This is a genomic window from Salipiger sp., from assembly GCF_059781815.1.
In genome coordinates, this window is sequence record NZ_JBYNAH010000006.1 from 1724 (window position 1) to 16258 (window position 14535).

The 14535-nt window shown below is 68.0% G+C and carries 14 protein-coding genes and 1 pseudogene; 7 read left to right on the forward strand and 8 right to left on the reverse strand.

Features of this window, described 5'->3' with window-relative positions; translation table 11 throughout:
• The 7 genes and pseudogenes from AC6RA4_RS01280 to AC6RA4_RS01310 all read right to left on the reverse strand — a co-directional run.
• Nucleotides 1–240, reverse strand: a pseudogene (locus tag AC6RA4_RS01280) (DNA repair exonuclease); the annotation flags it as partial.
• A gap of 164 nt (nt 241–404) precedes the next feature.
• The gene (locus AC6RA4_RS01285; protein WP_500156617.1) at nt 405–641 is read right to left on the reverse strand and encodes a thioredoxin family protein; all 237 of its coding nucleotides are present in this window, start codon (nt 639–641) and stop codon (nt 405–407) included.
• 12 nt (nt 642–653) lie between these two features.
• Nucleotides 654–1718 (reverse strand): permease, encoded by a 1065-nt coding sequence (locus AC6RA4_RS01290; RefSeq protein ID WP_500156619.1) that lies wholly within the window; start codon nt 1716–1718, stop codon nt 654–656.
• Between the two features lie 182 nt (nt 1719–1900).
• A complete protein-coding gene (gene arsH, locus AC6RA4_RS01295) occupies nt 1901–2611 on the reverse strand; it encodes an arsenical resistance protein ArsH (protein WP_500156621.1) in 711 nt (236 codons plus the stop codon).
• A 22-nt stretch (nt 2612–2633) separates the two neighbouring features.
• Nucleotides 2634–3671, reverse strand: a complete 1038-nt coding sequence (gene arsB, locus AC6RA4_RS01300; protein ID WP_500156623.1) for an ACR3 family arsenite efflux transporter — start codon at nt 3669–3671, stop codon at nt 2634–2636.
• The gene (locus AC6RA4_RS01305) at nt 3668–4864 is read right to left on the reverse strand and encodes a MalY/PatB family protein (RefSeq protein WP_500156624.1); all 1197 of its coding nucleotides are present in this window, start codon (nt 4862–4864) and stop codon (nt 3668–3670) included. Before AC6RA4_RS01305 ends, arsB begins: the two co-directional genes overlap by 4 nt.
• Nucleotides 4861–5874 (reverse strand): succinylglutamate desuccinylase/aspartoacylase family protein, encoded by a 1014-nt coding sequence (locus AC6RA4_RS01310; protein ID WP_500156626.1) that lies wholly within the window; start codon nt 5872–5874, stop codon nt 4861–4863. The genes AC6RA4_RS01305 and AC6RA4_RS01310 overlap by 4 nt, the downstream gene beginning before the upstream one ends.
• 93 nt (nt 5875–5967) lie before the next feature.
• On the opposite strand from AC6RA4_RS01310, the gene AC6RA4_RS01315 reads away from it, so the two are divergent.
• The 6 genes from AC6RA4_RS01315 to AC6RA4_RS01340 all read left to right on the forward strand — a co-directional run bounded on the left by AC6RA4_RS01315 (nt 5968) and on the right by AC6RA4_RS01340 (nt 12526).
• The gene (locus tag AC6RA4_RS01315) at nt 5968–6303 is read left to right on the forward strand and encodes an ArsR/SmtB family transcription factor (RefSeq protein WP_500156628.1); all 336 of its coding nucleotides are present in this window, start codon (nt 5968–5970) and stop codon (nt 6301–6303) included.
• Nucleotides 6304–6968: 665 nt separating this feature from the next.
• Entirely contained in the window at nt 6969–9785 is a 2817-nt protein-coding gene (locus AC6RA4_RS01320) for a xanthine dehydrogenase family protein molybdopterin-binding subunit (protein ID WP_500156630.1), read from the forward strand.
• Nucleotides 9782–10303, forward strand: coding sequence for a (2Fe-2S)-binding protein (locus AC6RA4_RS01325; protein ID WP_500156632.1), 522 nt, complete (start codon nt 9782–9784; stop codon nt 10301–10303). The genes AC6RA4_RS01320 and AC6RA4_RS01325 overlap by 4 nt, the downstream gene beginning before the upstream one ends.
• On the forward strand, nt 10300–11283 hold the full coding sequence (locus tag AC6RA4_RS01330; protein ID WP_500156633.1) for a hypothetical protein: 984 nt from the start codon (nt 10300–10302) through the stop codon (nt 11281–11283). Before AC6RA4_RS01325 ends, AC6RA4_RS01330 begins: the two co-directional genes overlap by 4 nt.
• A gap of 23 nt (nt 11284–11306) precedes the next feature.
• A complete protein-coding gene (locus AC6RA4_RS01335) occupies nt 11307–11930 on the forward strand; it encodes a Crp/Fnr family transcriptional regulator (protein ID WP_500156634.1) in 624 nt (207 codons plus the stop codon).
• 317 nt (nt 11931–12247) lie between these two features.
• Nucleotides 12248–12526 (forward strand): YMGG-like glycine zipper-containing protein, encoded by a 279-nt coding sequence (locus AC6RA4_RS01340; protein WP_500156636.1) that lies wholly within the window; start codon nt 12248–12250, stop codon nt 12524–12526.
• Between the two features lie 31 nt (nt 12527–12557).
• Here the strand turns inward: AC6RA4_RS01340 and AC6RA4_RS01345 are convergent, their stop codons facing one another.
• The gene (locus tag AC6RA4_RS01345; protein WP_500156637.1) at nt 12558–13769 is read right to left on the reverse strand and encodes a polyhydroxyalkanoate depolymerase; all 1212 of its coding nucleotides are present in this window, start codon (nt 13767–13769) and stop codon (nt 12558–12560) included.
• A 112-nt stretch (nt 13770–13881) separates the two neighbouring features.
• Here AC6RA4_RS01345 and AC6RA4_RS01350 point away from each other — a divergent pair, with 112 nt between their 5' ends.
• Entirely contained in the window at nt 13882–14535 is a 654-nt protein-coding gene (locus AC6RA4_RS01350) for a glutathione S-transferase family protein (RefSeq protein WP_500156639.1), read from the forward strand.

Genomic DNA, 14535 nt, shown 5'->3' on the forward strand with positions numbered 1-14535 from the left:
CTGCCCGGCGGCGAGCGCCTGACGCACCACCGCCGGCGAGGGCGTGGCGGTGTCGAACGTGTCGCCGGCAAGCAGGATATGCGCCGCGCCCTTCTCCTTTGCCACCTGCGCGAGGCGGGGGATGGCACCGTGGCGGGCCTCCATCAGACGGCCGCGGATATTGCCGTCGGCGGGCTGGGGGATGTTGGCGAACTTCCGACCGATATGCAGGTCGGAGGAATGCAGAAAGCGCAGGGTCATCGAGGCTCCCGGGGTCTTCGGATCGTCTTCGGATCGGCGGCACCCGGCGCGCAACGGGGGCGTTGCGGGCAGGGCGCGGTCTTGCCGAGACTGAAACGGGAACATCGTCCGGTTGCAAGGGGTTTTCCCATCGCAGGCGCGCGGTCACCTCCACGCAGGCCGGCTCAGGTGGCGAGCCAGCCTTCGAGCTTTGCCGGGTCGGGCAGGCCGCCGGTGTGGACGAGCTTGCCGTTCACCGCAATTCCGGGCGTCGAGATCACCCCGGCCATGGCGATGGCGCGGGCGTCGGTGACCTTTTCGATCTCGACCTCGATGCCGAGCTTCGCGGCGGCCTCGGAGACCATCTGCGCGGTGGTCTCGCAGCGCTTGCAGCCGGGGCCGTAGACGGTGACGGATGTCATGGCATGCTCCTTTCAGAACAGCAGGTTGAAGAGAAAACCCACGGCGAGGATGCCGCTGCCCACCACCGCGATGAAGACCGCGATGAGGCGCAGGGTGAGGACCTGCCGCAGGATGATCATCTCGGGCAGCGACAGCGCGATGACGCTCATCATGAAGGCCAGCACGGTGCCGAGCGCCGCGCCCTTGCCGATCAGCGCCTCGACGATGGGGATGACGCCGGCGGCGTTGGTATACATGGGGATGCCCATGACAACCGCCGCGGGAACAGACCACCACGCCTCGGCGCCCATGATGCGCACCATCAGCGCCTCGGGCACATAGCCGTGGATCAGGGCTCCCAGCGCGATGCCGAGCAGGATCCATTTCCAGACCTTGCCGAAGATCTCGCGCACCGCTTCGATGCCGAGCCGGTAGCGGTCGGGCAGGGAGAGCGTTTCGCCCTCGGGCATCACGGGCGCATTGGCGCCGGACTGGATGTCGCGCACCCAGTCCTGCAGCCAGCCCTCGAGCCTGAGTTTGCCGATGACAAACCCCGCGACGATGGCGATGGCGAGCCCGAAGGCGAGGTAGGTCGCGGCCACCTGCCAGCCGACAAGGCCGAAGAGCAGCACCAGCGCCACCTCGTTGACCATCGGCGCGGCGATCAGGAAGGAGAAGGTGACCCCCAGCGGCACGCCCGCCGACACGAAGCCGATGAACAGCGGCACCGCCGAGCAGGAGCAGAACGGCGTCAGCACCCCGAGCCCGGCGGACATCACGTTGCCGAGGCCCTCGCGCTTGCCCGAGAGCAGCGCGCGGGTCTTCTCGGGCGAGAAATAGCTGCGCACCACGCCCATGGCAAAGACGATGAGGGTCAGCAGCATCATCACCTTGGGCACGTCGTAGAGAAAGAAGGCGATGGCTTCGCCGGCATGGCTGTGGCGCTCCACCGGCAGCAGCGAGGTGAGCCATTCGGCGATGGCGAGCAGGCGATGATAGAGCAGCCACCACGCCAGCACGAAGCCCGCGACGCCGAGGTGCCAGAGCCAGTCGGGGCGATGCTTGGGGGCGGGGATCGGATGGGTCTCGGAGGTCATGTGGCGTGCCTTTCCTCGCTCGGGGCGGCGAGCCCCGCGTCGAGATCGGCGCGGGAGTCCCTCACATGCGGATAGGTGCATGTTTTTCGCCCCGGCGCGTTGACGCAGGTCAATCGGCGCGCTTGGGGCGGACCGCTGGCGCGGATCGAGGCGTCGGACCCGCGGGGGCGGGTTGCGCCGCCTCAGAGCGTCTTCTGGTTGACCCGCGCCGAAAGCTCCGCGTGGCTCTCGACCCGCTCGGAATAGCGGTCGGTGAGGTGCTCCTTGATGTCGCGGGTGAGCAGGGTGAACTTCACCAGTTCCTCCATCACGTCGACGATGCGGTTGTAGTACGGCGAGGGCTTCATCCGGCCGGCCTCGTCGAACTCGTCCCAGGCGCGCGCCACCGAAGACTGGTTGGGGATGGTCAAGAGCCGCATCCAGCGCCCGAGGATGCGCAGCTGGTTGACGGTGTTGAAGGATTGCGAGCCGCCGCAGACCTGCATCACCGCCAGCGTCTTTCCTTGCGTCGGGCGCACGCCGCCAAGCGACAGCGGGATCCAGTCGATCTGGCTTTTCATCAGCCCGGTCATGGCGCCGTGGCGCTCGGGCGAGGACCAGACCATGCCCTCACACCACGTCACCAGATCGCGCAGCTCGGCCACCTTGGCGTGGTCGGGCTCGGTCGTGTCGACCTGCGGCAGGTCGCGCGGATCGAAGAGCCGCACCTCGGCGCCGAAGCGGGTGAGGATGCGCGCGGCCTCCTCCGCGGCAAAGCGCGAGAAGCTGCGCGCGCGAAGCGAGCCGTAGAGGATCAGGATGCGCGGCGCGTGGGTGCTGTGGCTGGCGGGGAAAAGCTGCGCGGGGTCGATGGGCGCAAAGCAGGCATCGTTCAGTTGCGGCGTGTCGGTCATGGGGAGATCCTTGGAGATAGGCTCAGGCGGCGGGAAAGCGCGCGCGGGTGCGGTTGGCGAAGGCCACCAGCGACAGCATCACCGGCACCTCGACCAGCACGCCCACCACGGTGGCGAGCGCCGCGCCGGAATTGAGGCCGAAGAGGCTGATCGCGACGGCGACGGCGAGCTCGAAGAAGTTCGACGTGCCGATCATCGCGCAGGGCGCGGCGATGCGGTGTGGCACCTTCAGCAGGAACGCCGCGCCATAGGCCAGCGCGAAGATGCCGTAGCTCTGGATCAGGATCGGCACCGCGATCAGCGCGATCACCAGCGGCTTGGCGAGGATCACCTCGCCCTGCAGGCCGAAGAGGATGGCGACGGTGGCGATGAGCCCGATCATCGAGAGCGGCTTGACCCGCGCCTCGAAGCGGTCGATGGCGGCCTGCGAGCCCAGCGCGCGGCGGGTGAGCAGCCCCGCCAGCAGCGGCAGCACCACGTAGAGCACGGTCGCGAGCACCAGCGTCGACCACGGCACGGCGATCTCGGTCACGCCGAGCAGGAAGGCCACGATCGGGGCGAAGGCCACCACCATGATGAGATCGTTCACCGAGACCTGCACCAGCGTATAGGTGGCATCGCCCCGGGTGAGCTGCGACCAGACGAAGACCATGGCGGTGCAGGGCGCGGCGCCCAGCAGGATCAGCCCTGCGATGTATTGCGCCGCATCCTCGGGCGCGATCCACGGTGCGAAGACATGCTCGAAGAACAGCACCGCGAGCAGCGCCATGGTGAAGGGCTTGATCAGCCAGTTCACCGCCAGCGTCACCAGAAGCCCCTTGGGCTGGCGCGCCACTCCGGCCACGGCGCGGAAATCGACGCCCACCATCATCGGATAGACCATTGCCCAGATCAGCACCGCCACCACGAGGTTGATCGAGGCGATCTCGGCGCTTGCAATGGCCGAGACGAGCCCCGGCGCGATCAGCCCGATGACGATGCCGCCGACCATGGCCAGCGCCACCCAGAGCGTGAGCAGGCGTTCGAAGCGGCCCATGGGCTGGGCGTGTGTGTCGGTCATGGGCGGGGGTCTCTTTGTTGTGCGTGTCGTGTCAGGGCGTCTTGCAGCGCGTCGAGCGCGCGGGCGAGGCGGGCGCGGGGGCAGGCGATGTTGAGGCGGCCGAAGCCCGCGCCATGGGCGCCGAAGGAGATGCCGCGGGTGATCGCCCAGCCGGCCTCTTGCCGCAGCCATTGGTGCAGCGCCTCCGGGGGCAGGCCGAGGGCGCGGAAATCGAGCCAGAGCAGGAAGGTGCCCTCGGGCTCGATCAGCGTGACCTGAGTTTCAGCAAGGCGCTCGCGCACAAGCGCGAGGTTGCCCTCGATATAGCCGAGCGCCGCGTCGAGCCAGTCATCGCCGTGCTCCCAGGCGGCCTGCATGGCGACGCTGGCGAAGGCGTTGTTCTTGTTCACCGTCAGCGCCGAGTTGGCGGCCTGAAGCGCCCGGCGCCGGGCCTCGTCGGGCACCACGGTGAAGGCCGAGCAGCAGGCGGCGAGGTTGAAGCTCTTGGCAGGCGAGAGGCAGGTGACGCTGTTTTGCGCATCCGCCTCAGAGAGCGCCGCAAAGGGCGTGTAGCGGTGGCGCGACAGCACGATATCGGCATGGATCTCGTCGGAGACCACGAGCACGCCATGGGCGCGGCAGATCTCTCCGAGCCGGGCCAGCTCCGCGCGGTTCCAGACCCGGCCCACCGGGTTGTGCGGGTTGCAGAGAAAGATCATCCGGGTCTTTGGATCGCGCGCGGCCTGTTCGAGGCCCATGAGATCCATCTCGTAGCGGCCGTCCTTCAGCAGCAGCGGGGTTTCGACGACGCGCCGGCCGTTCTCGCGGATGATGTCTGAGAAATCGAAGAACACCGGCGGCTGGATCACCACGCCGTCGCCGGGCTCCGTGTACGTATTCAGCGCCATGGCCAGCGCGTTGAGCACGTTCGGCGCGCGCAGGATGTGCCCCGCGTCGACCTCCCAGCCATGGCGGCGCGACAGCCAGCCGGTGAGCGCTGGCATCAGCCCGTCGGGCACCGTCTCATAGCCGAAGACGCCATGCGCGGCGCGCTTGGTGATGGCCTCCAGCACGCAGGGCGGGGCGCGGAAATCCATGTCGGCGACGCCGCCGGGGAACAGGCCCTCGCCGTCCTCGCCCAGCACGATGCGATGGGTCTTCAGCGCCGGCACGGCGCGGCGGTCGATCTCTTCGTCGAAGTCGAAGCCGCTCATGGCGCAGCGCTTTCGGCATCGGCGGCGATCTGGCAGACCGCGTCGCCCCGCCGGACCTGCGCCATGGCGCGCAGGCAGAGCAAGAGGCCCGCGTAGGGCGAGGCGATCTCGGTGGGCGCGCGGCCCGGCGTCTCGGGGTGATGCACCAGCGCGACGATCTCGCCCTCCGTCACCGGATCGCCGATCGCCTTGACCGGCTCGAGAAGCCCCGCCTCATAGGCATAGACCGAGCCGCGGGCGTTGAGCTCGCGGGTGCCCCGCGCGGCGTCTGGCGTGTAGCCCGGCAGCATGTCGAGCGCGTGCAGCAGGCGCCTGAGCCCCCGGCGGGTGCGTGCCAGCACCTCCGGCGTGACACTGCCCGCGCCGCCAAGCTCGGCCATGACATTGACCACCCCCTTGCGGTTGGCCGCCCCCATGGCGGTGCGCGCAGTGCTCTGCCGCCCGCCGCCCGAGGTGAAGACCCAGGCATAGGGCAGGTCGAACGCCGCCTGCATCCGGCGCAGCGCCGCCGCCTCCTCGGGGCTGTGGCCCTGTCCGCGCAGCAGCGTCGCGGGATAGACCAGCGAGCTGCCTCCGGAATGCAGGTCGACGGCGTAATCCGCCATCGGCATCAGCACCTCCTCGTACCAATGCGCGAGGATCTCGCTGACGCTTCCCGAGGCGCTGCCCGGGAACAGCCGGTTGAGGTTGCCCGCGTCAACGGGCGAGCAGCGCAGCCCGGCCTCGGCGGCGGGAAAATTCAGCATCGGCAACAGGATAAGGCGGCCGCGGATGTCCTCGGGCGCAAGCTCTCTGGCCAGCTCCGACACTGCGATCTGGCCCTCGTATTCGTCGCCATGCACGCCCGCCGCGATCACCAGCGTCGGCCCCTCGCCATTGCGGATCGCCGTCACCGGCACCGGCAGCCAGCCATAGGCCGAGCGGTGCACCGAATGCGGCAGGCGCAGGTAGCCCTGCTGCTTGCCCTGCGCCGCGAAGTCGATCTCGGAGCTGATCGGAGTGGATGCCATCTGCGCCTCATTTCGGGGATTTCCGAAGTGTTCTCCGGGGTAGAGAGGCGCTCGTGACTTGTCAAGCTTCGTCATTTCGGGCATTGACGAAATATGGATCAGACCGCCGCCATAGACGCCTTTGCAGCCCTTGCCCATGAAACCCGGCTCTCGGTGTTTCGCCTGCTGGTGCGCAAGGGCCCCGAGGGCGTGCCCGCGCTTGAGATCGCGCGCCAGCTCGACGCCAAGCCTTCGACGTTGTCGGGGCATCTCGCGATTCTGAAGCGCGCCGGGCTGGTCAGCGCGACGCGGCGCCAGAAAGAGATCCTCTATGCGCCGAAGCTCGGCGCCATCAACGAGATCGTGCTGTTCCTGCTGGCGGATTGCTGCGGCGGCGATGCCGCAGCCTGCGCGGGGGTGCTGCCCGCGCGCTACGCGGTCGACGGCTGACGCAGGGCCGGGCACTGGCGTGTCAGCTGAGGGGCGATCCACCCCGATCCGGTGAGCGCAGGTGGCCAATGCTCTGAACCACCGCCGGTTTCTCAAACACATGTAGAAAAACGCATGTGTCAATGCGATGACTCCCGCCTGACATTCGGATTTTGCGCTTACGCCACGACATGTCAGGTTTTGCGCATTGATTATCGCAAGTTGAAGGATCCCCAAGCTTTCTTTCGCATTCCAAGAAGACCTTTTCGGGTGGTGCCGCCTGTTTTCCGCTTTTCCGCGTTGCGGGGGTGGCGCCGCCAAGCATCGCTGTCTTCGGTGCCGATCACTCCCAACCAGACTGCCCAGGTTCTGCATTTCAGAGCATGGTTGTTTGGAAGGGGATGGATACCGATGACAATTCGGCTCGCGTGTTTGGCCGAACGAGATGTGTGGTGTGTGTCGGGCCGTCGTGGCCCTTTGGTCCGGGCGCAGGCTATTTCGCCTGCGTCCGGACCGGTCCCTTCGTCAGCCATCTGCATCGCGTAGAAATCGCCGGACGATGGGCGTCTCCCTTGACGGTTGAGCGATGTGTCGCCACCCTCGCCTTATAGTATTTGAACATGAGTCACTTCGCGGTGCCGGATCGGGCTCGGTCACCGGCGCGAGGCGGTGACGGGAGGGGCAAGATGGCACTTCGGCAGGCCGGCGAACGCGCGCAGATGTCGCGCCGCAGCTTTCTGAAAACCGCAACCGGCGCCATCGCGGTGAGCATCCTGGGCCTGCCGGCCCGCGGCACCGCGGCCGGCCTTGCCGAGGTCTCGCCGCTCGGGCCGGTACCCGGCGTTGCGGCGCAGCGTGTCGAGGGGCTTGCCAAGGTTACCGGCCAGAAGGTCTATGCCCGCGATTTTCACGCACGCGACATGGCGGGCTGGCCCGATCACCAGTGGCACGCCCTGTATCTGCGCGCCCGCACCACGCAGGAGGCCTTTCTCGGACTCGACCTCGCGCCCCTGCCGCCCGAGGCAACGCCGACGCGGGTGATCCTCGGCAGCGATCTCGATCCAGCGCTGTTTGACGCCGAGGTTCAGTTCAACCGTGATCTGCATGTCGATGACCTTCTGGCGAACAAGGCAGACGAGCAGAAGAAGGCCGCGAACGATGGCAGCTTCAACCTGCCGGACGGGCTGAGCTTCGACCTGCTGGTGATGACCGGTACGACGCCCAACTTCCTGGGGCAGGCGGTGGCGCTACTGCTTTTCGACAACCTCGCGGCCTATCGCGCGGCGCGCCGGTTCCTCGCAGGGGATGACGGCATCGTCCAGCGTTACGGGCCCGGCGAGGGCCCCGAGGGCACGCCGCTGCCGGGTCAGCCTTTCGATCCGCTGACGCTCTACGTCAAGGATCCGGGCTTCGATTATGCCGGGGTCGACGCCGAGACCTATGCTCGCGAGGCCCCCGGCGTGCAGGCCCGCATCCGCAAGGCGCTCGACGAGGCGACGGGGCTGATCCGCCAGCCGATCCGCGCCGAGATGCGGGCGATGGACCCGATGTTCATGGAGCCCGAGGCGGGGCTTGCATGGATCGACCCCGCGGGCAACGACATGCAACTGGTGCTCGGCACCCAGTCGCCGGATGGCGACGTGCGCAACATCGCCAGCATGTTCGGCAGCGAGGGCTCTCCGGTTCCGGATCTGCAAGGCGTGACCCTGCACAGCTGCTACCCCGGCGGCGGTTTCGGCGGGCGCGACAGCTCGCCGTTCTCGCTGATGCTGGCGCTGGCGGTGGCCTTTTGCGAGGGGAACCCGGTGCGGCTCGCCTATGACCGCTTCGAGCAGTTCCGCGTCGGGCTCAAGCGCCACGCCACCACGGCGGAAGGCACGCTCTATGCCCATGACGACATGCGGCTTGAGGCGGTGCAGCTTGAGATGAGCTTCGATGGTGGCGGGCGGCGCAACCTCTCGCCCTACGTGGCCTCGCTGGGGGCGCTTTGCGCGGGCGGCAGCTACCGGCTGCCGGTGGCCGACATCCACGCCGAGGCGCTGCACACCGAGAACATCTCGGGCGGCTCGCAGCGCGGCTTCGGCGGGCCGCAGGCCTATTTCGCTATTGAAACAGCGCTAGACGATCTTGCCGCCGCGCAGGGCTGGGATCCGATGGCGCTGCGCCGCGCCAACCTGATCGCCGAGGGCGACACCACCGTGACCGGCGGCCCCATCGAGCAATCTCTGAGCCTGCCCGAGATGCTCGACATTGCCGAGGCCCACCCGCTCTGGGCCGAGCGCGCCGCGATCCGGGCGGTGCACGAAGCGGAGGGGAGGAGCTATGGCACCGGGCTGGCCATGTCGCTGCAGGCCTACGGCACCTCGGGCGACGGCATGGTCGCGGCGGTGCATCTCGAGCGCGACGGCACGCTGACGGTGCAATCCGACGCGGTCGACATGGGCAACGGCTCGGCCACCACGCTCGGGGTCACCATCGGGCCGATCCTTGGGGCCAATGCCGCCCGCGTAGAGATGGGCGGCTACACGCTCTTCCCGCAGACCGGCCTGAGCGATGACAGCAGCAACCCCAAGCGCTGGGACGATCCGATGTGGACCCAGAAGGGCACCGGCTCCTCCTCGGCCTGCCTGACCGGGCTGCATCAGGTGAACACCGTGCAACAGACGGCGCAGGCGTTGCTCCGCGGCTCGCTGCTGGTCGCGGCGGCCGAGATCTGGGGGGCGGGGCCGCTGACGCCCGAGGATGTGGTCTGGGAGACCGGCGCGCTGCGGCCGGCGGGGGGGCTTGCCGAGCCGCTGACGCTGGCGGCGCTGGCCGAGGCGGTGCACGAGATGGGTCTGCCCACCGGCGCGCTGGGGCATGCCTATTTCCAGAACGGCTGGGTCGAGGCCGATTTCGACACCCCGGGCGGCGCGCTGCGGCTGCAGCTCGACGGGCTGGCCTATTACCGCGGCAGCAAGACCGCGCCGCAGCCGATCCCGCGCCGCGACGGCAGCTACCCCGCGCCCGAGACCGCGCGCTACTCGCGCTATGTCTGGGCGCCCTGCGTCAACGTGGTCGGGCTGACGCTCGACCGTGCAACGGGCACCGTGCAGGTCGAGAATGTGCTGAGCGTGCTCAATGCGGGCCACATCCACGTGCCCGAGCTGGTCTCGGGACAAAGCCAGGGCGGGGTGGCGATGGCGATCAGCTACAGCCTGCTCGAGGACATGCCGCCGGGCATGGCGGGCCCCGCAGACGGGCGCTGGAACCTCAACCGCTACCACGTGGCACGGGCCGGCGACGTGCCCCTTCGCGACCGCTACGCGCCCGGCGCGCGGGCGCAGGAGCTGATCACCGTGCCGCCGCCGCCGGGCAGTCCGCGGGTCGGGCGCGGCATCGCTGAGGCGGTGATGTGCTCGATCCCGCCGGCGATCTCCAACGCCCTGCGCGACGCCACCGGGGTGCGCTTCGCCTCGCTGCCGATCACGCCGGACAAGATCCTCGGAGGGCTTGCGCCATGACCATCCGCTTCACCGTCAACGGCATCGGCTTCGAGCTGCCCGACAGCCGGGGCGATGAGACGCTGCTGGATTTCCTGCACGACGATCTCAACCTCACTGGCACCAAGCTTTGTTGCGGCATCGGGATCTGTCGGGCCTGCACCGTGCAGGTCGTGAAGCCGCCAAGCCTCGCGCCGACGCCGACGATCAGCTGCTCGACCGCGCTGGCAACCCTCGACGGCACGCAGGTCTCGACCATCGAGAGCGTTGCCCGCGATGGTGTCCCCGACCCGGTGCAGCAGGCCTTCCTCGACCTGTTCGCCTTCCAGTGCGGCTATTGCGCGCCGGGCTTCGTGATGGCGGCGCGGATGTTCCTGACCGGGCTGCAGGCGCAGCCGGTGCCGCCCGAAGAGCTCGAGGCCGCGATGATGGAGGCCATCGGCAGCCATATCTGCCGCTGCACCGGCTATGTGCGCTATTTCGAGGCGCTGCGCGGGTTGGCCGAGGCGGTCAACGCGGGGGAGGCGATTGAGCTATGAGATCCCTCTTTGTTACCATTGGGATGGCGCTCTTCGCTCTCGCAGCCCCGGCAGGCGCGCAGTCCCCGCACGCGGTCTACGGCGCCGCCTGCGCCGCCGCCATCGCGCCGATCCCCGGCTTCGACTGCGCCGAGGGCGTCACCGTTCCGATCACCATCGACGGCGTCGAGATCACCGACCGGGCGCCCGCGACCTGCGACCGGCCCGGTCTGCTCGACAACGGGCCGGGCTCGGACGGGCAGTGCGTGCCGTTCTCACGCATCCTGAACCTTTCGACCGAGACCGCGCAGGTCTCGGTCATGTGCCGGCAGAAGATCTTCCGCAGCGCCGACAGCCCCGAGTTCGACGAGATCGACGTTATCGCCCACAACCCGGCCAGCGGCGCGACCTGCTGGTTCCAGGCCAAGGGGGCGGAGGGCGGTCCGGTCAGCGGTGCGGCGGTGCCGTCGCCCACCGACGCGAGCGGCGAGGGCTTCTGGGCCGCGCCAGAGACCGTTGTCGCCGATGGCTGCGGCACCTGTCATGACAACGATCCGTTCATGTATTCGCCCTTCGTCGGGCAGGTCTGGGGCCACGTGCCGACCAACCCGCTCGGGCCTTACGGCCATGTCGACGCGGGCTTCGGCTTTGCCGACTGGCCGACCCACGAGATGCTGCCGCGCGACAACGCCTGCCTTGGCTGCCACCGCATCGGGACCGGGCTCCTGACCCCGCCCGATCCGGCGAAGGAAAAGCCCGGTTCCTGCGGACAGCTGGCCTCCTGGATGACCGGCGCGCCCTTCGCTGGCGCCGATGAGGCGGCGCAGAGCTATCCGCTGAGCCACGCCATGCCGCCCTATTTCGGACTGTCGGAGGAGGCATGGGGCGAGATCTACGGCGCATCTGTCGCAGTGGTTCGGTCTTGTTGTGCCGACCCGACCCAGCCATTGTGCAGCATGCGCGAGATCCGCTCGTATCTGGAGGACCGTCCGAAACGATGAAGAATGCAGTGGCCTTTCCGCATTTGCTGAGAGCCAGAATCCTTTCGGACCTTCCATCTGAGGACAAGGCGGACTTTCTGAACCGGTGCGACGCGCGAACCTGCGAACATCCCGAGGTCCTGCTCGAACAGGACGTGGTGCCGCCGGGCCTGTTCCTCGTGGCGCATGGGCGCGTCGACGTGGTGCTGACCGGCGCGCGCGGAGAGCAGACGCTGCTGGCGCATCTCGGCCCCGGTGAGACCGTGGGCGAGATCGAGTGCATCTCGGGCGAGACCTGCATTGCGTGGTGCCGCTCGCAACCGCTGACGACGCTGCTTTTCTGCCCCACCGCGGTGGTTTACGATTTTCTGCGCGCGCCGCTCTTCATCCGCAACGTCGCCTCGGTGTTCCGAAGCCGCATGGCGCATGACAACGCGGTCAAGGCGCTGGACCAGCATGGCTCGCTCGAGCAGCGCCTCTTCCTGCGGCTGCGCAGCATGTGCGACGGGCGCGACCGGGTGCGCGCCAATCAGGCGGATCTCGCCGAGATCCTCGGGTGCTCGCGGCAAAGCGTGAACAAGGCGCTGGGGCGGCTTCGGGCCGATGGCATCATCGACGTGGCGAAAGGCCAGATCCGGATTCTCGACCAGGAGCCGACGCTTCTCTGAATGGCGCGACCCTGCCTCGCCAGCGCGCGATCTTGCCGCAGACGAGCGCCGTGTGACGCCGGACAGGGCGGCATTTCCCGGCGCAGCGATCCCGCGGGACGCTGTCCTGCGATGGCGCGCGGAACGCCCGGCCCGGCGGCGGTTGACCCGGATCAACGTGGTTTTGGAAACACTCTGTTAACCTTCCGGCACGAGTCTGTGCGAGGGGGTTCGGCAACAGCGGCAGCAACAAGGGGAGCGCCGCTTCGGGCATCGGTCGCATGGCTTGCAAGCAGCGATGCGCCTTGCGGATCGCCGATACTCAGGAGACCCAAGACATGCTGACCTTTCTCAAGATCTTGCCGGCGATCGCCGCGCTCGTGCTGATCCCGGCCTGCTCCAACCTGACGCCGCAGCAGCGCACCGTGGTGGGTGTCACAGGCGGCGCGGCTGCCGGTTTGGTGGCCGCCGATGTCTTCGGCGCCGACAAGAACTGGCGGGTGATCTCGGCGCTCGCCGGCGCCGCCGCCGGCACGCTGATCGCGCAGAACAGCGCCACCGGGCAATGCGCCTATTCCACCGGCAGCGGCGGCTATTACTACGCGCCCTGCCAGTGATCCTGTGCTCTCGGGGTGAGCCGGGGGCGGCTCACTCCATGGCGAGGATCATGTTGCGCACCACCGGGTAGATCTCGTTCTCCCAGCGGCGTCCGTTGAAGACGCCGTAATGCCCCACATTGGCCTGCAGGTGGTGGCGCTTGAGATGCGGCCTCAGCGTCGAGCAGAGATCATGCGCCGCGGTGGTCTGGCCGAGCCCGCAGATGTCGTCGCGCCCGCCCTCGACGGTGAGCAGCGCGGTGTTGCGGATCTTCGAGGGATCGACCTTGCGACCGCGGAAGGTGAAGTCGCCGGTGGCGAGCTCGGCCTTCTGGAACACCCGGTCGATGGTCTCGATGTAGAATTCCTCGGTCAGGTCGAGCACCGCGAAATACTCGTCGTAGAAGTCCTTGATCCGGCGCGCCTCGGCGTCCTCGCCGGCGGCGAGGTGATCGTAGAGCTTGCGGTGCTGCGCCTGGTGGCGCTCCATGTTCATCGACATGAAGGCGGTGAGCTGGACAAAGCCCGGATAGACCCGCCGCCCGGCGCCGGGATAGCGGAACGGCACCGTCGAGATCACGTTGCGCTCGAACCAGCCGAGCGGCTTCTCCTGCGCCAGTTCGTTCACCGTGGTGGGGCTCTCGCGCACATCCACCGGCCCCGCCATCAGCGTCATCGAGCGCGGCGTCGCCGGGTTGCGATCCTCCGACATCACCGCCACCGCCGCCAGCGCCTGCACGCAGGGCTGACAGACCGCGAGCACGTGGCCGCCGGGGCCGATGGTCTCCATGAAGCGGATGACGTAGTCGATATAATCCTCGACGCCGAAATCGCCGGCATCGCGCGGCACGTCGCGGGCGTTCTTCCAGTCGGTGATATAGACGTCGTGGTCGCGCAGCAGGGTCTTCACCGTGCCCGCCAGAAGCGTGGCGAAATGGCCCGAGAGCGGCGCCGTGACCAGCACCTTGGGCTGGGCGGTGTCGATGTCCTTGCGGAAGCGCAGCAGGTTGCCGAAGGGCAGGTCGAGCGCCACCTCCTCGGTTACCGGCACATCGCGGTTCTCGACCCGGACCGAGGAAATGCCGAAGCCCGGTCGCTCATGGGTGAGCTGGAAGCGCGAGATCATCTCGGCCAGCGCGGCGTTCTTGCGGATCAGATCGGCGAAGGGTCCGGCCCCTCTCGGGGCAAATGCCATCGCGGTGAGCGCGGCGGTGCGAAAAGGGGCGATAAAATCATCAAGTCCCTGGTAGGTGGCGTAGAGCACGGTGGTCTGACCCTCCTTCGTTGCGAAAAAACTAGCCAGAACCCGGGACCCATGCGACAAAAATCATGACGCAGTGCAGCATGCCGGACGAAAACGTCGGAAAGGGGGGAGCATGGCCAAGGCAACGCTCACGATTTCATCGAAGAACTACTCCTCCTGGTCGTTGCGCGGCTGGCTGCTGTGCAAGATGTCCGGGCTCGATTTCGCCGAGGCGCCGGTCGATCCCACCGATGCCGAGATGCGGCAGGAGCTCCTGCTTCTGTCGCCCACGGTGCGGGTGCCGCGGCTGACCCACGGCAAGGTGCAGGTCTGGGACACGCTGGCGATCGCGGAATATCTCAACGAATGCTTCCCGGAGGCCCGGCTCTACCCCGAGGACGTGGTGCGGCGCGCCCATTGCCGGGCCATCGCCGGCGAGATGCATTCGGGCTTCTACAATCTGCGCTCGGCGCTGCCGATGAACCTCAAGGCCCGCCACGAGCGCTTCAAGATCTTCTCGGGCGCGCGCCCCGACGTGGAGCGGGTCAAGGCGATCTGGCACGATTGCCTCGACGCCTATGGCGGGCCGTTCCTGTTCGGGCGGCCGACCGTGGCCGATGCCATGTACGCGCCGGTCTGCACCCGCTTCCGCACCTATGCGGTCACCCTCGACGACCGGCTCGAAGCCTATATCGACACGGTGCTCGACTGGGCGCCGATGAAGGAATGGACCGCCGGCGCGCTGGCCGAGCCGGAAGAGATCGAGGAGCTCGAAGTCGAGTTCTGA